The organism is Microcoleus sp. CAWBG58 (assembly GCF_020883045.1).
In the GTDB taxonomy this organism is placed as follows: Bacteria; Cyanobacteriota; Cyanobacteriia; order Cyanobacteriales; family Microcoleaceae; genus Microcoleus.
In genome coordinates this window covers 40,804-60,193 of the sequence record NZ_JAHRFA010000042.1, presented here as the reverse complement: position 1 = coordinate 60,193, position 19,390 = coordinate 40,804, and the positions used below count along the sequence as shown (strand labels likewise).

Annotated in this window: 18 protein-coding genes; 10 read left to right on the top strand and 8 right to left on the bottom strand. The window is 43.3% G+C overall.

Annotated elements, in window-relative coordinates; genetic code table 11:
* Positions 1 to 108 precede the first annotated feature (108 nt).
* Positions 109 to 330 carry a hypothetical protein gene (locus tag QZ918_RS19230; protein ID WP_293337711.1) on the bottom strand — a complete coding sequence of 74 codons (222 nt, stop codon included), beginning with the start codon at positions 328 to 330 and terminating at the stop codon, positions 109 to 111.
* Between the two features lie 514 nt (positions 331 to 844).
* On the opposite strand from QZ918_RS19230, the gene QZ918_RS19225 reads away from it, so the two are divergent.
* From QZ918_RS19225 to QZ918_RS19215, 3 genes are all read left to right on the top strand, one after another.
* Complete coding sequence (locus tag QZ918_RS19225; protein WP_293337709.1) at positions 845 to 1,438, top strand: class II aldolase/adducin family protein; 594 nt, start codon at positions 845 to 847, stop codon at positions 1,436 to 1,438.
* Between the two features lie 282 nt (positions 1,439 to 1,720).
* Positions 1,721 to 2,275, top strand: a complete 555-nt coding sequence (locus tag QZ918_RS19220; protein WP_293151059.1) for an Npun_F5560 family protein — start codon at positions 1,721 to 1,723, stop codon at positions 2,273 to 2,275.
* Positions 2,268 to 2,912, top strand: a complete 645-nt coding sequence (locus QZ918_RS19215) for a hypothetical protein (RefSeq protein ID WP_293337707.1) — start codon at positions 2,268 to 2,270, stop codon at positions 2,910 to 2,912. Before QZ918_RS19220 ends, QZ918_RS19215 begins: the two co-directional genes overlap by 8 nt.
* 170 nt (positions 2,913 to 3,082) lie before the next feature.
* Here QZ918_RS19215 and QZ918_RS19210 read toward each other — a convergent pair whose 3' ends face one another.
* Positions 3,083 to 3,427: an STAS domain-containing protein gene (locus QZ918_RS19210; RefSeq protein WP_293337705.1), complete on the bottom strand. Its 345-nt coding sequence runs from the start codon at positions 3,425 to 3,427 to the stop codon at positions 3,083 to 3,085.
* Positions 3,428 to 3,573: 146 nt separating this feature from the next.
* On the bottom strand, positions 3,574 to 3,696 hold the full coding sequence (locus tag QZ918_RS19205) for a hypothetical protein (protein ID WP_293337703.1): 123 nt from the start codon (positions 3,694 to 3,696) through the stop codon (positions 3,574 to 3,576).
* A gap of 86 nt (positions 3,697 to 3,782) precedes the next feature.
* On the opposite strand from QZ918_RS19205, the gene QZ918_RS19200 reads away from it, so the two are divergent.
* The 3 genes from QZ918_RS19200 (at position 3,783) to QZ918_RS19190 (ending at position 6,043) form a co-directional block, all read left to right on the top strand.
* A complete protein-coding gene (locus QZ918_RS19200; RefSeq protein WP_293337713.1) occupies positions 3,783 to 4,406 on the top strand; it encodes a DedA family protein in 624 nt (207 codons plus the stop codon).
* Between the two features lie 222 nt (positions 4,407 to 4,628).
* Positions 4,629 to 5,363, top strand: a complete 735-nt coding sequence (locus QZ918_RS19195) for a hypothetical protein (RefSeq protein WP_293337701.1) — start codon at positions 4,629 to 4,631, stop codon at positions 5,361 to 5,363.
* Between the two features lie 62 nt (positions 5,364 to 5,425).
* Positions 5,426 to 6,043 carry a Uma2 family endonuclease gene (locus QZ918_RS19190; RefSeq protein ID WP_293337699.1) on the top strand — a complete coding sequence of 206 codons (618 nt, stop codon included), beginning with the start codon at positions 5,426 to 5,428 and terminating at the stop codon, positions 6,041 to 6,043.
* Positions 6,044 to 6,351: 308 nt separating this feature from the next.
* Here QZ918_RS19190 and QZ918_RS19185 read toward each other — a convergent pair whose 3' ends face one another.
* The 3 genes from QZ918_RS19185 to QZ918_RS19175 all read right to left on the bottom strand — a co-directional run bounded on the left by QZ918_RS19185 (position 6,352) and on the right by QZ918_RS19175 (position 8,088).
* Positions 6,352 to 7,263 carry a hypothetical protein gene (locus QZ918_RS19185; protein WP_293337697.1) on the bottom strand — a complete coding sequence of 304 codons (912 nt, stop codon included), beginning with the start codon at positions 7,261 to 7,263 and terminating at the stop codon, positions 6,352 to 6,354.
* 3 nt (positions 7,264 to 7,266) lie between these two features.
* Positions 7,267 to 7,524, bottom strand: coding sequence for a hypothetical protein (locus QZ918_RS19180; RefSeq protein WP_293337695.1), 258 nt, complete (start codon positions 7,522 to 7,524; stop codon positions 7,267 to 7,269).
* Positions 7,525 to 7,653: 129 nt separating this feature from the next.
* Positions 7,654 to 8,088, bottom strand: a complete 435-nt coding sequence (locus QZ918_RS19175) for a hypothetical protein (protein ID WP_293337693.1) — start codon at positions 8,086 to 8,088, stop codon at positions 7,654 to 7,656.
* 162 nt (positions 8,089 to 8,250) lie between these two features.
* Here QZ918_RS19175 and QZ918_RS19170 point away from each other — a divergent pair, with 162 nt between their 5' ends.
* Positions 8,251 to 9,030, top strand: a complete 780-nt coding sequence (locus tag QZ918_RS19170) for a pentapeptide repeat-containing protein (protein WP_293337691.1) — start codon at positions 8,251 to 8,253, stop codon at positions 9,028 to 9,030.
* A gap of 32 nt (positions 9,031 to 9,062) precedes the next feature.
* On the opposite strand, the gene QZ918_RS19165 is transcribed toward QZ918_RS19170, so the two are convergent.
* The gene (locus QZ918_RS19165) at positions 9,063 to 9,698 is read right to left on the bottom strand and encodes a Uma2 family endonuclease (protein WP_293337689.1); all 636 of its coding nucleotides are present in this window, start codon (positions 9,696 to 9,698) and stop codon (positions 9,063 to 9,065) included.
* 395 nt (positions 9,699 to 10,093) lie between these two features.
* The gene (locus QZ918_RS19160; protein ID WP_293337687.1) at positions 10,094 to 11,296 is read right to left on the bottom strand and encodes an argininosuccinate synthase; all 1,203 of its coding nucleotides are present in this window, start codon (positions 11,294 to 11,296) and stop codon (positions 10,094 to 10,096) included.
* A gap of 329 nt (positions 11,297 to 11,625) precedes the next feature.
* Between QZ918_RS19160 and QZ918_RS19155 the strand changes: the two genes are divergently transcribed.
* The 3 genes from QZ918_RS19155 to argZ all read left to right on the top strand — a co-directional run bounded on the left by QZ918_RS19155 (position 11,626) and on the right by argZ (position 19,230).
* A complete protein-coding gene (locus QZ918_RS19155) occupies positions 11,626 to 12,564 on the top strand; it encodes a glycosyltransferase family 2 protein (protein ID WP_293337685.1) in 939 nt (312 codons plus the stop codon).
* A gap of 1,111 nt (positions 12,565 to 13,675) precedes the next feature.
* Complete coding sequence (locus QZ918_RS19150) at positions 13,676 to 16,834, top strand: PAS domain-containing protein (RefSeq protein WP_293337683.1); 3,159 nt, start codon at positions 13,676 to 13,678, stop codon at positions 16,832 to 16,834.
* Positions 16,835 to 17,115: 281 nt separating this feature from the next.
* Entirely contained in the window at positions 17,116 to 19,230 is a 2,115-nt protein-coding gene (gene argZ, locus QZ918_RS19145) for a bifunctional arginine dihydrolase/ornithine cyclodeaminase (protein WP_293337681.1), read from the top strand.
* The last annotated feature ends 160 nt before the right edge of the window (positions 19,231 to 19,390 follow it).

Below are 19,390 nucleotides of genomic sequence, written 5' to 3'. Positions count from 1 at the left end.
GTCCCGAACAATTTTTTGGCAATAATAAGGCAATAAATGGAGTCACATTTTAATTGGTATCTCGGTAAAAAATGAGTAAGATTACTCATTGACAACAGTGTTTTTAGCTTAACTTGTGACTAATGGTCTATTGTTCACATCGTTTTGGCGAACGGTCTTAATTGAACCTGATTGAGCGATAGCAGAAAAGGCAAAATCAATAACAGCAAGGGTTTCAGCTTGTTTTTGCCAGCGGTAGGTCTTAGCTGAACCTGATGGCGTTGTATGAGAAAAGGGAAAACCAACACTAGCAAGGCTTTCGGCAATTAACAACTCCAGATCGGCTGGCATTTGTGTTGATTTGGTAAACTTTTTTGATTTTGTGTTCAGCTCACTTAAATATCTATATAATAAAAAATAAGTAAATGTACGGTTGATTTTACCTAAGTTCCCGGATAAAGGACTACTCGATCGTTAAATATTGTTGAGAGGGTTAACAACCTCAGTAGAAATACTGTAATCTCAAGCAATAACTTGTTGAGGGACGTTAGATAGTTTCACATAAGAGACTCGATCTAGCAAGAGCCAAGAATCAAACTCCCAGCCTGAAAGCGTGTGTTTTTACCTTCCACTTTTGCAATGACCTGTTGAGGCTAGACTTATGATGTTTGGAATAATTTGTTCTTCTTGCGTAGTATACTTTTTGCTAATGTCGATCGCCAATTACGGTGACACAGGAATGTAAATTATTGAAGGCACTCAGGCACTCTCGACAGAAGGCAGCAGACAAAAAAACAGTTTGACAACTTCGGTGAAGTCTCAGAACCTGACTTGTGTGTCGTGGATTTGCTAGGAATAAAAATAGATGGATGAAGGAGTCGTTAAGTACCGCTGCGAATGGCAAGAGGCAAATCCTTTAGCTGCCGAGAACATAGCAGATTTGATGGACTGGCGCGATCGACTCCACTCTTGGGGACTAATAGGCGTCTACGAAAATAGTATTGGTTTTGGTAACATCAGTATCAGAATTGGCAATTCTTGCCAGTTCATTATTTCAGGCACCCAGACGGCACACTTGCCAAATCTGGGGCCTGAATTTTATTGTACTGTTACCGAATTTAACTTAGAACAAAATTTCCTCGGCTGTCGCGGCCCCGTACCAGCTTCGTCGGAGTCGCTAACTCACGCTGCACTGTACCTTCGCAGAGATGATGTGCGCGCGATAATTCACGTTCACAATCCTCAACTGTGGCAGCAACTGCTGTTTAAAATTCCTACTACTAGAAAAGAGATACCCTACGGCACTCCTCAAATGGCGCTAGAAATGTTTAGACTTTTTGAGGAGGAGAATTTGGCCGATCGCAAAATTCTGGCCATGGCCGGTCACGAGGACGGAATTATCTGTTTTGGCAGTACCTTGGATGAAGCTGGCAAAGTGCTCTCGGCGGCGATCGGCTAGACTTGAGATCTCGCAGTATGCTCAGAAAAAGCTAAGAAACCGGGTTTCTTGACAAAAAATCGACGATTTTATGTAATTCCAGTTCAAATCAGTAATTCCCAATCTCAAATATAAAATCGACTGACGTTGGTGCCGATCGGGGTTAAACTGGGCTTTGTCGTTGATTTGTCACCGATCGCTCTAGCGACTGCGGGTTCAAAACTTTTCCAGTACCTCTTGCCTCTGAGGTAAGGTAAAGATATTTTAAAGAAATATATAATATCGTAAAAACTGAGGGTCATTGTGAATCAGACTAAACTTGTAAGCTCAAAAGAACTGCAATCAGAGGTATCTCGTCTCACCGAAGAGCTGCAAATGCGCGACCAATTGGTGCAGCAGTTATCTCAAGAACTTTTCAGACTCGTCAAGGGAAATTCGAGTTTTGTGCCGGCGCCGGAAGTTTCCGATCGCCACCAAGCTCAAATGCAGGCGATGCGAGAACAATTGCAAGCCGTGGAAGAGCAAGTTGGTTTTTATCAAGAACAAATCGCCGAGCGGGATGCTGAGGTTTACCAACTGCGACAGTCGGTGCAAGAATTGACCGATCGCTCTAGAATGCTCGAACAGGTGGTTCAGGAATTGCCGGGAGTTTATCGCCAGAAGTTTGCCGAGCGGATCGAGCCGATTAAGGAAAAGTTGCAGCAACTGCAAAAGGAAAACAACCAGTTGCACACTGAGTTACAGAGCGTGACTTACCGTCTGGCGGTACGCAACCGCAAGGCTAAGGGTCTAGATCTGCCCAGCGTCGATCCTGAGGACGATCGCGGTATTCAAATGCCGAGCTTTGGCAATGCCTAAAGTTGTGATTGTAACAGGCTACGAACAAGGCTCGGCCGATCGCCTCAAGGCTGCGATCGCTCAATCCGATCCTTTAACTGAAGTCGAGATATGTGCGGTTTCTGAACTCAATTCTGGCGCGATCGCTCTTTCGGGGGCGATCGTTTGCCCTTTGACGCTCGATGTTCCGCCCAACCTGGTTTTTCCGGGTCAAAATCTGTTTCGATTTGCTGCTAATGTGTCGGCTGCGCGCGATCGAGTGGCTCGGGAACTACAAGTACCCGTCGGCGATGGCAATTTTTGGCTGCCGGTGGTGTTGACGGCAAAGGGGCCGCTGTATGCTGAGGCGATCGCTGGGGAATTTGACAAGTTGTCGGGCGAGTTGACTTACTCTCAACCGCTGCATTTGTCTGATGTTTGGCGGCAGCAGTTGTACGAGTTGGCTTACCGTTTGCTCGTGGATCTTTTAAATGCGCCGCCGGCGACTTATTTGATGCAGTTTGGGTTCGTTGGAGACAGGATTTGTTTCGATCGACTTTTGCCTTTTCCGGCTGCACCTGCGATCGCTTCTGTCGGCGTTCAAGTACCGGATTTATTTGTTTGTCATTGGTATTGCTTGACAAATAAGCCTATTTACGACCTACAAATTACTTCTTAATGTTTGTAGTGAGGACTTTAGTCCTCTCTTGACTAATAAATTACGACCTACAAATTACTTCTTAATGTTTGTAGTGAGGACTTTAGTCCTCTCTTGACTAATAAATAAGGACTAAAGTCCTTACTACGAACATAATTATGGGCAATTAACCGGATATCGCTTGATTTTTATTAAGCAACTAAAGCGGGAGTTTCTGTTGAGATAATTTGCTCAAAACTGTCAAAAATTTCAAAGAGTTGGTCGAGTTGAGTAATTTCAAAAATGAGCCTGACTGTGAATGACAGGTTGCAGATGACGAGGCGACATCCCCGGTGGCGGGCGGCGTTGAGTCCGCCGACTAGGGCGCACAAGCCGGAACTGTCGATAAAATCTACGTAGGCCATGTCTATTACCCAGAGTTGAGGGCGATCGGGCAAAATCTCGGCTAGCTGTTGCTGGAGGAGGCTACCTGCTTGGGAGTCGAGGCAGTTGTGAGGTTGCAGGATGATGTGTTCGTTGAAGTTGGAAAATTCCATAGCAGTTATCCTACGATTGTAAAGTATGAATAAGTGAATTCACTTGCTGAAACGTCTCAACAGCATCAGCGGATTTTAGCTAAGGTTTGTAGGATGCGCGATCGGGACTGCTGTGAAAGCACAGGCGATCGCCGGGAGTGATAAATTTAGTAGGATGCCTTGATGGCAATGGGCGGAACGCAACCGCAACTATTCTCATATTTATCTATAATGCGTTGAAGGCTATTTTTTTGTTTGGCTGGCGATCGCAAGTGTAGTGTGTTTTTCATCACAGCGAAAGATTGCACTATTGGCCGAATCGAGCCAATATATAAAAGTATTGAGCTTTGCAAAAGTTTACGAAGGCAATATCGAAATGTCTTTTGAGTTTTTATCGTTAGAGACTATTCAGCAATTAGCGCGAGATTACGGCTACTGGGCTGTATTTTTCGGGATTTTGCTAGAAAATCTGGGAGTCCCTCTTCCAGGCGAGACAATTACGATTGCTGGCGGGTTTTTGGCTGGCAGCGGGGAACTGAATTACTGGTACGTGCTCGGAAGCGCGATCGCCGGTGCGACTGTCGGGGGAAATTTTGGTTATGCGATCGGCAGATACGGCGGCTGGCCGCTACTGCTGAAGCTGGGAAAAATTTTCCGCTTTCGGGAAGAACAACTGTTTGACTTAAAAGAAAAGTTTAGCGAAAATGCGGCTAAAGCCGTATTTTTGGGCCGTTTCATCGCACTGCTGCGAATTTTTGCCAGCCCCCTAGCGGGTATTGCAGAAATGCCCTTTTTGCAATTTTCATTCTTCAATCTTTTGGGTGCCGCAAGCTGGGCATCCGTAATGGTAAGTTTGTCATACTTCCTAGGACAAGTTGTGTCTTTAGAGAAGTTAGTAGGTTGGGCTGCTCAATTTGCCGTAGTTGCTTTGCTATTAACAGTTGCTTGGATTGCAATTCCTATTTGGTTGGAGTCGCGGAATTTGGACAAAACCAAATAGATTTGGTACTTGTAGTATCAGTATACCATCTGACGGTGAACCACCTCGATCCCCCCTAACCCCCCTTAAAAAGGGGGGAATAAGAACACTCAAAGTCCCCCTTATTAAGGGGGATTTAGGGGGATCCTGCCTCAGCTATAAACTAGAAATACAAATAGTCTTAGTCTTAAATTTACACCAATACTCTCTAAATCGCGCATACATTTATAATAGGTAAAAATCATGGGATACACTACAATCTTTGACGGCAGATTTCATTTAAACAAACGGTTATTAGACATCGAAGTTATTTACTTAATCGAGTTTTCTCGCACCAGACGGATGAAACGAAATGCAGCGATTTTGCAAAGTATTCCCGATCCAGCGAGACAAGCAGTTAACTTGCCTGTGGGCGAAGAAGGCTGCTATTTTGTCAATCAAAGCTGGGATGAAGAGTCGGAAGTTTCTATTGTAAATTACAACCGCCCGCCAAAGACTCAGCCCGGATTGTGGTGTAAATGGATTCCGACTGCTGACGGCGGGGGGATTAAATGGAACGGCATGGAAAAATTTTATGATTATGTAGAATGGTTGCAGTATCTGATTGACAATTTTATCGAACCTTGGGGTTATCTTTTGAGCGGCGAGGTTAATTGGCAAGGGGAAAGGGAAGAAGATGTGGGTACGATCTGGGTTGAAAATAATGTAATTATTTCGCCCGAGGATGCACGGGAATTGTTGAGGTATGCGGTGTCGCCGGTATCAGTGCCAAAGGTGGTTTGGGATTGTTTGCAAGCGGTGGAAGCGTCGGGGAAGCCTCTGACACATTGGCATGAATTAATCGATCGCGCGATCGAGTTGGGACACGGGGAAGCAGTGCTCTGGATTAACCCTAATATGGATAAATATTTGGATGGTTGCGATCGGGGTTTTGAGTTTGAAGGAGAGGTAATTGAATCCATAGATGAGGATTCGTGAGCGGTAGTTTTGATTGCAGATAATCCGGTTATAATGTGAGTACGATCGTCCGAGGATGTACTATGACAACATCAACACAAATCGGTGAAACAATCGAGAAAGCACAGCCTTATTACTCTCCATTGGAGTATTTTGAATTAGAAGACGCAGCAGAGTATAAAAGTGAATATCATAGCGGTCAAATATTACCAATGGCGCTTGATTCCGCCAATCACAACCAGATAGTAGGTAATTTGATTTCTGCTTTGAACTTCGCTTTGAAAAAACAGAGAGATTATCATTTATTTGCTTTAGGTTTGCGTTTGTGGATACCGCAGAAGCAAGTTTGTACTTATCCCGATCTGATGTTAGTGGCGGGGAAGTTGGAGTTTGCTGAGGGTAGGAAAGATGCGATTACTAATGCGGTGATGGTGGCTGAAGTTTTGTCGGAATCGACGGAGGATTATGACAGGGGCGACAAGTTTAAACTTTATCGTTCTATTCCTAGTTTTCGGGAGTATGTTTTGATCGATCAATATGAGATGCACGTTGAACAGTTTGTGAAGACGGATGATAATAAGTGGATTTTGTCTGAGTATGATGGTGCTGATGCGGTGTTGAAATTGAGTTGTGTGGAATTTGAGATGCGGTTAGGTGATATTTACGATCGCGTGGATTTTGAGTCGGAGTCTGAGGAGTGAAGGTGATATTGCAAATACCAATTTCGGGGCGATTGGAAATCTCCTCTATACAAACAAAGTCCGCGCAACGCGAGACTGGGAGAACAAGTAGAATTCTGGAAGAATTATAAAATATGAACTTGTGGTATGACCACGAATAATAAGCGGAATAAGTAGCTAAAGATACGGATTTGGAGATAGTTAAGGGTTGAGCGATCGCACTTCAACAAGCTCATAGCTTGCGGGGCGGGACGCGATCGCCCTTTTTCACAGAATACTGAGATGACAAAAGGGCGATCGTAAAAGTTAGATATTACTTAATATTATTCTCAATCATCTGCATCAAACGGCTTAACTATTTGCATATCAATACGTCTTTCTCTCAGCATTTCACGAATAATATGTGCTGCATCTTTAACTGTTATGCTATCTCTGTCGGAAGTCAACCTTATGTCTGTTATAACTGGAAACTCAATGTCTTTACTGTCTGTAGTGCTAATCTGCAAAATTTTCTTGTATGTTAATCTGTTTCCAGCATCATTCCCTGGCATTGCTAATGACATTTCCTGGGTCTTTACAGAAACAATTGTGTCATATAGATACTCACCTGTTTCAACTAAAGTTTCCACATCATTGATAAAATTCCAATGACACTTGTAGTATGCCATAAAATTTCTACACAGGAAAATCACCAGAAATACATGAATACTGTATCTAGTATTGCCATCTAGTCCTTTCTCCAGAAAGTAATCTTCAATTAAATAATCTTGAGTGTCTTGTGAAGAAGGGCTATCTTTTATAAATCCACTACAAAGTGCTATAGGAGCATCTTGATTCAAGACTACATTAAGAGCTTGACGTGGATTTACTCCTAAAATCAAACCTAATTCATTAGGAGCTTTTTGAAATAGTTTTCTTTTGCCTTCTAATAGCCATTCATCGATTTGTTTTTCTTCGTCTATTGTCATCTTGATTTTGACAGGTGTTTTTTGTTGACTTATAATTAAAACTACTACAGCCAGAATAAAAGTCAATGTAGGACTGATTAAAAGCGATACTAATAATCCTCCTACTACAACGTACACAAAAATTCCTTCTCTTGGCGATCTCTTATTTTTCACGTGTTCTAAGAAATCTGTAATCACTTGTTCTCCGAATGATTCAGTCGCTGTTCTTCGTTTTTTTAAACATTCAAAATACTGTCGAATTAATTTACTTTTTTCTGACTGGTTGACTATCATTATTTATGCCTCTATTGATCGGATTATTTCAGCCATTTTTGAATCTTTTATGACAGAGCTTAGCTTAGCACTGCCAACCCTTAATTTGCCTTTTGTGCTTAGCTGTCTTGCCATATGATAGTAATTTTCTTGAGTTTTAATAGCTTGGTATTCTGCTGAAGGTCTTGGAAGACCTTTAATAAAATAGCAGCAATAGCTAACAACTAGCTTAATAACCTTTAACTCAATTTTTCCAAATTCTTCTACAGAAGCAGATTTCACAACTTCCCATTTTCGATCGGCTACACGAGGAGGCAGATATTCTAAATAGATGTAGTCATCGGCAATTTTTTTGACAAAGCTATCAAAAGTATATTTCTGCTTTTCCCGTAAACTAGCGGGCGACTCCGGTCATATGTTGATGTTCTGGTTTTCGATAACAATAGAAGCTTTATCTCCCTGAGCAAAGTTCACTACTTTTTCTACTATATTCATAAAATTTTGAGTGCTTGGTGATTTAGACTTAAGGGTATTTGCAACATCTTCAACTAATTTAGCAACTTCCGGGTCTGCCTTTACTGCTGTATCTACTTCCTCGACTGCTTTAGCGACTTCCGGGTCTTTCATGGCTGCTTCTAACTCAAGAACAGCTTTGCCATAATCTAAGGGCTGGTGTTCAGATACTTCTATAGCCGTTGCTGTTCTCGGTAACTTTGTCTTAAGCAGTGATAGCAACTTACCAGCTTTCTCAACGACTAGCTCACCTAGCTTTTCACCAGCCTTCTCAGTGGCTTTGACTAAGACTAAAGTTGCTATAGCTCCGGCTGTCAATGTGAGAGGTTCCATAGAATAAAATTCATTAGTTTTTTAAACTATAGCGACTTAATATAAGATTTAACAGTGAGAAAAAGTAATAAAAAAGTAATAAAAAAGTAAGATTAGCTCCCTGTTGCGGTATAATCTTTACCAATCCTACCTTAACGCTCCGCTAGTAAGGGACTTTAACACATGACAGTTGACGAAGCCATCGCGATCGCAGAAACAGCCCTCAACTACGATCGCCTCAACAAAGTTCAAGAGTTAGTGTTTCGTCAATCCTGGGAAGGGCGGTCTTATAAAGAAATTGCAGCCAGTGCTGAATATGAATATGATTATATCAAAGATGCTGGTGCTAAACTGTGGAAGCTACTTTCAAAAGCACTAGAAGAAAAAGTCAAAAAAGATAATCTCAAGTCAGTATTGAAACGATATTTAAGACGAGGCAAAGTGAATCTACAGCGAAATCTGACGATAGAAGTTAACCTCACTGGTGCAAATCTCAGTGGAGCAAACCTCAGTGGAGCAAGATTATTTGCAAATTTAAGTGAAGCTGACTATGTTCAAGCTGATTTAGATAAAACTATAAACGCTGACGGTGAAACTAAATTATCTGACTCTGAAAACGAAATTGACTGGAACGGTTTTTGCTTTTACTCCGATGCACAAGTGAAAATTGCCGAAATACTCGATCGCACTTCCACACTCTTCATCCCCAACTCTCAACTCCGACTCGCAACACCGGAAGGTAGACAGAATCTAGAAGCTGACTTTCTGATATTCCACCAAAACAAGCTAGGAATGCTGAAAATTGACAGAGAATCATCCCATCAAAACACAACTGAAGATGCAATGTGCGGGCTTTCGATCGATTCTGGCATCTGTCTTGTCAAACATTACGATGCTACCCGATGCAGCGAACAACCGGATCTAGTTGTGCAGGAGTTTTTGGAAATATTGAGTCAGGCATAGACATGATACCAAATCCTGCCATAATATCCATTCTACTCTTCAGTCTCGCGTTGCGCGGACTTCGTTTGTGTAGTTGCGGTTTCAACCGCCGAATGACTTTCGTTGGTAAAGATTACATCCTCATAGATAGCATCCATGCTAGTGCGAAAATCCACACTAGCTAAGTGAATTTCACTTCCTTGCGTGTAAGAATGTAAAACCCACAACCCCTCAGCATTGCGGCGGAAACACTCTACCCGCTGCCGCTTTTGACTAATTAACACATACTCCTGAAGCGTTTCTAATTCTTGATAATCAGCAAACTTATCGCCGCGATCGAATCCTTCAGTTCCATCAGACAAAACCTCGATAATTAAACAAGGATATTTTTTAAAAGATTTAAAAGCTTTGTCCCGTTCATCGCAGCTTACCATCACATCGGGATAGTAATAAATATTCCTAGATTCAATCCTAGCTTTCATGTCTCCAGTGTAGAGCTTACAGCCATTGCCCCGGACATGATCGGTTAGTGTTTTGACTAAGTTGACACATATTGTCACATGAGATTCAGTAGCACCTGCCATTGCGTAGGTTTCGCCCTGAATATACTCATGTTTGATCTGGCTGAGTTCTTCTAATTTTAGATACTCTTCCGGCGAGATGTAATTTGGGCTTTGATTTGCAACCATTGGCTTTCTATGGAGTTTTTTATAATTGTAGATTCCGATCGTTTATATTATACCAAAATCACTAGAATTTTTAAATTATTCGATCCATATATTAGACCTCTTGCAAAATAATTTTCTGATATAATGGAAAGTATTGCTTTACTCGATCGGACATCTCCAAAAAGCCTGTGAATAACAGGCAGGATGCCTGTTCCACAATTATGGGAGAATTTTAATTCAAAACGTTTGATTATAATATATATCTTTTTTGCAAGAGGTATATTAAAAAATAAGGTGGGCGTTGCCCACCTTACTCTTTAGTCCGCGCAGGCGGACTTTGTTTGTGTGCCCGTAAACTCCCCGAATTCAATTCGGCGGGCTAACATCGGGTTTTTAACCCGAATTTTAAACAATATCTAACCGCGATTTTTCTCCGACCAAACGCGGGTTGGCAGTCCCCAAACGTAGACAAATCCTTCGGCGGCTTTGTGATCGAATTCGTCCTCGGCGCCGTAGGTTGCTAAGTCGAAACTGTACAGCGAATTCTCGGATTTGCGGCCGACAATTGTGGCATTTCCTTTGAACAGTTTGAGGCGCACGGTTCCAGTTACTCGCTTTTGCGTGTCCTGAATAAATGCGTCTAAAGCAGTTTTTAACGGATTGTACCAAAGACCGTTATAAATCATTTGGCTGTAGGTTTCTTCGATGCCGCGCTTGTATCGAGTCACATCTGCTGTCAGAGTCAAACTTTCTAAGTCTCGGTGGGCGTGCATCAAAACTAAAATCGCTGGTGTTTCGTAAATTTCCCGCGATTTAATCCCAACTAGGCGGTTTTCAATCATGTCAATCCGTCCGACGCCGTGATTTCCAACTATTTCGTTGAGTTGGGTAATTAAGGCGACTGGTGATAATTCTTTGCCGTTCAAACTGACAGGATTTCCGCTCTCAAAACCAATTTCTAGGTATTCGGGTTTGTCGGGGGTGTTTTCGATCGCCTTTGTCATCAAATAAACTTCTTCCGGCGGTTCAGCCCAAGGATCTTCGAGGATGCCGGCTTCAATTGCCATTCCTAACAAATTGCGATCGATACTATAAGGCGAAGACTTCTTCACCGGCGACGGAATCCCGCATTTCTCACCGTAGGCGATCGTTTCTTCGCGGCTCATTTTCCATTCGCGCGCGGGTGCTAAGATTTTAATCTTGGGATTCAGCGCGCCGATCGACACATCGAACCGTACTTGGTCATTTCCTTTACCAGTACAACCGTGGGCGATCGCATCTGCACCATACTTTTCGGCAGCTTCTACTAACAGTTTAGCAATCAGCGGGCGAGCTAGAGCCGTCGAAAGCGGATAGCGGTTTTCGTAAAGCGCGTTAGCTTGAATGGCTGGGAAGGCATAATCTTTGACAAATTCCTCGGTAGCATCGATTACCAGCGATTCCGAAGCACCGGATGCTAAAGCTTTTTTGCGGATCGGTTCTAATTCGTCTCCCTGTCCCAAATCCGCCGCCAGAGTAATTACCTCTTCGACTCCCCACTCGTTTTTGAGGTAAGGAATGCAGACGGAGGTATCGACTCCGCCTGAATATGCTAGCACAACTTTTTTAGCGCGACTCATTGCTATTTAGATCCTGAATTTAACTTAATACGGTTGGGCCCGAGCCCGATCCCCCCTAGCCCCCCTTAAAAAGGGGGGGACAAGATTCTTCTCAAAGTCCCCCTTCTTAAGGGGGATTTAGGGGGATCTCCGGGTCATAAACAGTGTTAACCCAACCGTATTGGAATTTAACCAACTTTTTATTATGCACCTAATTGAGATCAATTCTTGTCAGAAATAGTACAGATTTAGATATTCTTTTTTTGCTCAACTTTGCTATTTCCCATGAGGACTTGCTGCTAAAAATCTGCTACCGTGGGATACGGTAGCTGTGGCGATGGGGAAAAGCCGTGTTTTTTAGTGTTGTGATTCCGACGTACAATCGTAAACCGATTTTGGCAAAATGTCTACTGGCTTTGGAAAACCAGCAGTTTGGTAGCACGATCGCAGATTATGAGGTAATTGTAGTCGATGACGGCTCGACAGATGGCACGCTGGAGTGGTTGGCCGCAGATGCCGAGTTTTTGCCGCACGTGCGATCGATCTGTCAATCTCATCAAGGCCCCGCCGCCGCCAGGAATTTGGGCGTTGAAGATGCTAAAGGCGAGACAATTATTTTTATTGATAGCGATTTAGTTGTTACCGAGCATTTTTTACAAGCACACGCAGATGCTTTGTTACAGGCTTACAAAGATACTGATGCGGTTTTTACTTACGGCAGCGTGATTAATACTTGCAATTTCGACAATCCCACTGCGGAACCTTACAAAATAACTGATTTTTCGGCTGCTTATTTTGCTACGGGAAATGTCGCTATCGCCCGTCACTGGCTGCTGGAAGCTGGACTGTTTGACACTCGCTTTCAACTTTACGGATGGGAAGATTTAGAATTGGGTGTCAGGTTAAAAAAATTAAATTTAAAATTGATTAAATGTCCGGCTGCCGTCGGCTATCACTGGCATCCACCTTTTGATTTAGAGCAAATTCCTGGGATGATTGACAGGGAAATTCAGCGCGGGAGAATGGGAGTTTTGTTTTATCAAAAACACCCGAGTTGGGAAGTGCGGCTGATGATTCAAATGACTGTTTTGCACCAAATACTCTGGGGAGTTTTATCTTTGGGCGGGATGCTGAACGAGCGCACTATGAAACCTTTTTTGCAGTGGTTGATCGACCGAGGTAAGTCGCAGTTAGCTTTAGAAATTGCTCGAATTTTTCTGAATTGGTATAATGTCAAAGCCGTGTATGCTGCTTGCGATGAATTGCACGCTCCCACAAAGATGCCATAGATCGTGCCATTTTAGATTTTAGATTTTAGATTGATATTGACTGATGAGTAAGCTGTACGGCATTTAAATTGTAGATTTCAAGGCCCTATTCCCTACTCGTCAAATCCTCTCCTCCTCTAATATCGCAGACAATCTAGATGCTGTACAGGCGATCGCGCCAACGCCTCAACAAAACTTAAGATACGGTAGCCGGTTGTCAGGCTCGATTTGCTTGCCGTGCAGAGCCGGTAGATATACTTAAAAACAAACATTGAGCAACTAGCCCAATAGTAGCGAAACCGCGTTCTAATCACTGTTTGAATTTTATATTTAATGAAATTTGCCGGATTTATGCGTTATTTGAGGAATATCGGCTGTTTTCTCGATCGCCTGCAATAATTTGCTGAAACAAAAAATTAAAGATGCAGACATTTTTGATAGACTGAATAGAAATTAAGGGGTGCGTTATGTTGGCAGGCGATCGGACAGTGCCACTGGCATAGCACAAAAGGGAAGCTGTGTGTCTGATTTATGCTGCCATAGCTAATAAAAGCATCGCATACAGCCACTCAATGACTCCTGTCCAAAAACGGATACCGTCTCACATTCTTCTGTCACCAGAAAGAATTGGTTGAAAGCCCCAAGTCTTTGAGGGAGAAATTAAAATCAGACTATTCATTACTCCAATCCTCTGACCGATAGGTAGAGGTCGCTCTCAAACTGTCAAGCGGTCAACAGTCAACTGTTGAAGAGCATCCCAAAATTTTAGATAAAAGTTCAATCTCCCAGATTCATCTACCCTTGTAAATCTAAAATCGTTGGACGATCGCCCTAGCCGAACGTCTGACCCCGAAATCTCCAATCTAAAATAGAATGACCAGCGATTGACAAACAGGATGCGGAGCTGATAGAAACTTATACTGCTCAAATTCGCGCCATAAATCAACATCTACCCAATTTTATTGTTGCCGCAAGCTCATAGTTCCACCTATAAGCACTTGCGCTTTAATGATTCTTACAATTTGATTAATACACACTATATTACGCAGCAAAATTATCATATGAAAACAAAATAGTAAACGCTATAGATAGAAAAGCTGCGTAGATATTCCTAAGACTCTGAGGGGTTATCGTGAATAAATTTGACCAAAAATACGCCAAAATAACAACAAAACAATCTGAAATATCTGGCTTAAAACAAAACATTTTAATTGTTGACGACCACCCAGAAAGCTTGCGTCTTTTATCCAAGTTGTTGTCCGACCGGGGATATCAAGTGCGGCCAACACTAGATGGAAAATTAGCCCTTAAGTTTGCGCGATCGACTCCACCAGATTTAATTTTGCTGGACATTATGATGCCCGGTCTAGATGGCTATCAAGTCTGCCAACAGCTAAAAGCTGCTCCTGAAACCAAAGATATTCCTGTAATTTTTATCAGCTCTTTAAATGAAACTTTTGATAAAGTTAAAGCTTTTTCGCTGGGAGCTATAGACTACATTACTAAACCATTTCAAATAGAAGAATTGGTCGCTCGCGTCGAAAGTCAAATGCATCTGAGCAGGCTTTCTCGGCAAGTAGTAGCACAAAATGCGCGCCTGGAAGCAGAAATAGAAGAACGCAAGCGGGTCGAAGCACAACTGCGAGAAAGTCAGCAATGGCTGTCGGCAGTAATTAAAATGAATCCTAATGTTTTGTACGTTTACGATGTGATAGAACAGCGAATTCTGTATCTCAATCGCGAACTATATATCGATCTTGGCTACTCGCTGGAAGAAATACAGCAAATGCCAGCAGCATTTCTTCCTAACTTAATACACCCTGACGATTTGCCAGCATTCTCAGAACACATGAGGAGGATTCAGACATCAAAAGATGGTGAAAGCTTTGAGTTTGAATACCAAATAGAACACAAAAATGGTGAATTTCGCTGGTTTTTTAGCCGGGATACGGTGTTTTCAAGGACGGTGGAGGGCAAACCTTGGAAAATTCTGGGAACTGCTACTGAAATTAGCGATCGCAAGCAAGCAGAATTCGAGCTTAAAACAGCTTTGGCTGCTTTGGAGCGGCAAATCAAGCAAAGATTTCTGCTAGAAACAATTAGTCTGGAGATTCGTTATAGTTTAAAGCAGGATCAAGTTTTTGAAACAGCGGTTGCCCAAATAGGTCGGATTTTTAATGCCGATTATTGCTCAATTCATACCTACAAAGAAGACCCAATTCCTCGCCTTTCTTGTGTAGGTCAGTACAAAAAGTCTGAAATTAAATCGCTTTTAGATTTGGGAATTACCTTGATAGACAATCCTCATGCTGAGTTTGTATTGTCCCAAGACAAAGTTGTAGTTTCTGACGATGTTTTTGCAGAACCGCTGCTAGAAAAATACCGAGATTTGTGCTGTCAAATAGGTTTGAATTCGATGATGTGCATCCGGACTTCCTACCAAGGAAAAGCTAACGGCATGATTTGCTTGCATCAGTACGATCTCCCCCGCCACTGGACGCAAAATGAGATCAGATTATTGAAAGCTGTCGCCGCACAAATGGGAATTGCGATCGCTCAAGCCAATCTTCTGGAACAAGATAAAGAGCAGCGACTTAAATTGCAAAAAAGCGAAGCTAGTCTAGCAGCAGCCCAGAAAATTGCCCATATCGGCAATTGGGAATTCGATATCGTCACCAATAAAAATATTTGGTCGGAAGAAGTATTTCGCATTTTTGGTCTGGACTCAGCCGCACCTGAACCGACATATATCGAACTTTTACAGATGTATCATCCAGAGGACAGAGAGTTGTTTCAACAAACTGTCAGCCTTGGTATCTCACAGGGAACTTCCTACAAAAAAGAGTTGCGAATTTTGCATCCCAGCGGTCAAATCAGATACCTCGAAACAAGGGGAGAAGCTATTTTTAACAAATCCCTAGAAGTAATTAAACTGTTTGGAACAGTAATGGATATCACCGATCGCAAAGAAGCGGAAGCAGCGCTGCAAATTAGCGAAGAACGTTTTTACCTGGCATTTGAAGCCAGTGCGACGGGATTGTGGGATTGGAATCTTGCCACGGGAGAAGTCTATTTTAATTCACGGTGGAAGACGATGCTGGGATATGAAGTAGAGGAAATAGAAAATAGTTATGCAGCCTGGGAAAGACTTGTACATCCAGATGATTTGCCTCTGGCTACAGCAGCGATAAATGCTCACCTGGTAGGCAAAAAACCGACCTACGAAGCAGAATTTCGGATGCTGACAAAATTCGGCGAATGGAAGTGGATTTTGGCTCAAGCTAAGGTGATGGAACGTGATGATTCGGGAAATCCTTTGCGGATGACGGGCACGCATATCGATATTAGCGATCGCAAACAAGCCGAAGCAAGTTTGCGAAGTAGCGAACAGCGAGAACGAGAAAAAGCCCAACAGTTAGAACAAACTCTGGAATACTTAAAAAATGCTCAATCACAACTGATTCAAGCCGCAAAAATGTCAAGTATTGGGCAAATCGTGGCGGGAGTTGCCCATGAAATCAATAACCCCGTCAGCTTCATCTACGGCAATATTATTCCCGCCGCACAGTACGCTAAAGATTTGGTAAAATTGATCCAGCTTTACCAGCAAAATTATCCCGAACCAGTGCCAGAAATTGCCGAAGAATTGGCAGAAATAGAAGTGGATTTTATCGCTGAGGATTTCCCCAGAGTGCTGGCTTCAATGCAAGCAGGTGCTAACAGAATTAAGCAGATCGTGTTGTCCTTGCGAAACTTTTCGAGACTCGATGAAAAAGAGCGCAAAGTCACCGACATTCATGAAGGGATAGAGAGCACTTTGGTGATTTTGCAGCATCGATTGCAGTCACAGCTAGAAGGTCGGGAAATTCAAGTTGTCAAAAATTATGGCAAACTGCCAAATGTCGAGTGTTATCCGGCGCAATTAAACCAAGTTTTTATGAATTTGCTGTCAAATGCGATCGATGCTGTGGAAGAGTCATCAGCAACCTGTAATGACAAAGTTAGTCAGATTCGCATTATTACGGAAGTCAGCAGCGAAAATCAAGTGTGCGTGCGGATTGCTGACAGCGGGCCCGGTATCTGTCCCGAGGTTCAGTCAAGGATGTTTGACCCATTTTTTAGTACAAAGCCGATCGGCAGTGGCACTGGTTTGGGATTGTCGATTAGTTACCAAATTGTGAAAGACCGCCACGGCGGTAATTTGTGGTGTCATTCAGAAGTTGACCGAGGTACAGAATTTGCGATCGAACTACCGATTTCGCAAAAAGTCAAAAGTAAAATAGGTTTGTAGTGAGGACTTTAGTCCTCAGAAAGAAGGACTAAAGTCCTCACTACGAACCTTTTATGAAAGGTAATTGACCGAAAATAATGTCAAAACCTGAAATTTTCTCCGATATTTTAAGCAAACGGTTTAGCGTTTAGTTTGATTTTAACCTAACTGTGATATAATTAAAAGCTACTTTTTTCGCTGCCAGACGTTTCACTCTTTCTCTTGGGAGTGAATTTGAGAGTTGATTTAATACATACTATCTCAACTTAAGTCTGTAGCATCTACCACATTTTAACTGAATTATGACTGACTCAATTCGCTTCCTGATGTGCGCTCCCGACCACTACGATGTAGATTACGTGATTAACCCTTGGATGGAGGGAAATGTCCACAAATCATCGCGCGATCGCGCCGTCGAACAGTGGGAGAAACTTTACCACGTGTTGAAAGACAACGCCGTTGTAGACTTGGTACCGCCCGAAAAAGGCTGGCCGGATATGGTGTTCACCGCCAACGCTGGCTTACTTTTAGGCAATACTTTTGTCCTCAGCCGCTTCTATCACAAGGAACGCCAAGGCGAAGAACCCTATTTCAAAGCATGGTTTGAAAACAAAGGTTTCACCGTGCACGAACTCCCCAAAGACTTGCCGTTTGAGGGTGCGGGCGATGCTTTGCTCGATCGCGAAGGACGTTGGTTGTGGGCAGGATACGGCTTCCGTTCGGAACTCGACTCGCACCCATTGCTAGCAAAATGGCTGAATATTGAAGTGCTGTCGCTGCGTTTAGTAGACGAACGTTTCTATCACCTAGATACCTGTTTTTGTCCGCTCACAGGCGGCTATTTGCTCTACTATCCCGCAGCATTTGACTCTTACTCGAACCGCCTCATTGAAATGCGAGTGGCACCGGAAAAACGGATTGCTATTGAAGAAGCCGATGCTGCTAATTTTGCTTGCAATGCTGTCAATATTGACAAAATTGTGGTAATGAACAAGGTGAGCGAAGGCTTGAAAACGCGCATCACTCAAGCCGGCTTCCAAGTCATTGAAACCCCGATGAGCGAATTTTTGAAAGCGGGTGGCGCCTGCAAGTGTTTGACTCTGCGGGTGACAGAACCGGTGCAAGAAGATCGATCGGCAAACGTGATGGTAGAAAGCCGTGCGATTCGCATGGAAGGGCACCTGCTTGATGCCGGTTTAATCAGCCGCGCTTTAGACTTAATTATCGAAAACGGCGGCAGTTTCCAAGTGCTAAATTTCAATTTAGGAGAACAGCGCCAAAGCACATCATCGGCAGATGTAAAAGTTTCGGCTCCTTCCCACGATGTGATGGAAGAAATCATGGGATTGCTGATTGACTTGGGTGCAGTGCCACCGCCGCAAGAGATTTGCGACGCTATTTTAGAAGATGTCGTGCAAGATGGTGTCGGCCCAGACGACTTTTACGTTAGTACAATTTATCCTACAGAAGTGCGGGTAAACGGTCAGTGGGTGAAAGCACGAAATCAGCGGATGGATGGTGCAGTTGCGATTACTGAAACCGCAGAAGGCCCGGTGGCTACGTGCAAATTGTTGCGCGATTTAAAAATAGGTGAAAAAGTCGTTGTGGATGTTGTCGGTATTCGCACCATCCGCAAAACAGAATCGCGGGAACAGCGCAATTCTCAAGAATTTAGCTTTATGTCCGGCAGTGTTTCTAGCGAGCGCCGGGTAGAATTGGTAGTGGAACAAGTAGCGTGGGAATTGCGCCAAATTCGCGATCGCGGCGGTAAAGTTGTAGTGACGGCGGGGCCTGTTGTCATCCACACCGGCGGTGGCGAACATTTAGCGCATTTGATCCGCGAAGGTTACGTGCAAGCATTGTTAGGTGGAAATGCGATCGCAGTTCACGACATGGAACAATCTAGCATGGGAACTTCTTTGGGAGTTGACATGAAACGCGGCGTAGCCGTGCGCGGCGGACACCGCCACCACTTGAAAATGATTAACACTGTGCGCCGTTATGGCAGTATTGCTAAAACTGTAGAAGCAGGCGTGATTACCAGCGGTGTGATGTACGAGTGCGTGAAGCACAATATACCGTTTTCGCTGGCAGGTTCGATCCGCGATGACGGGCCGCTTCCCGACACGCAAATGGATTTGGTGAAGGCTCAAGAAGAGTATACTGAGCTGTTACGGGGCGCTGATATGGTGTTAATGCTGTCGTCTATGCTGCATTCGATCGGTGTGGGAAATATGACTCCTGCGGGTGTAAAGATGGTCTGTGTGGACATTAATCCGGCTGTGGTGACGAAATTGAGCGATCGAGGGTCGATCGAATCTACTGGAGTTGTCACCGATGTGGGATTGTTCCTGAGTTTGTTGGTGAATCAATTGGATAAGTTGACTAGCCGCCATCATGTAACTCAATCTGTTTAGATTTAGCTAGTAGACATCTCCCATAATTATTGTGGAACAGGCATCCTGCCTGTTCAAGACAGGCAATTCTTGGGATGTCTAGTAGGGTGCGTCAGATTTGAGATTTTCAAGTTGTACGGAAAGCATATTTCTGACGCACCGTTTGGCTTTATAAAGTTTG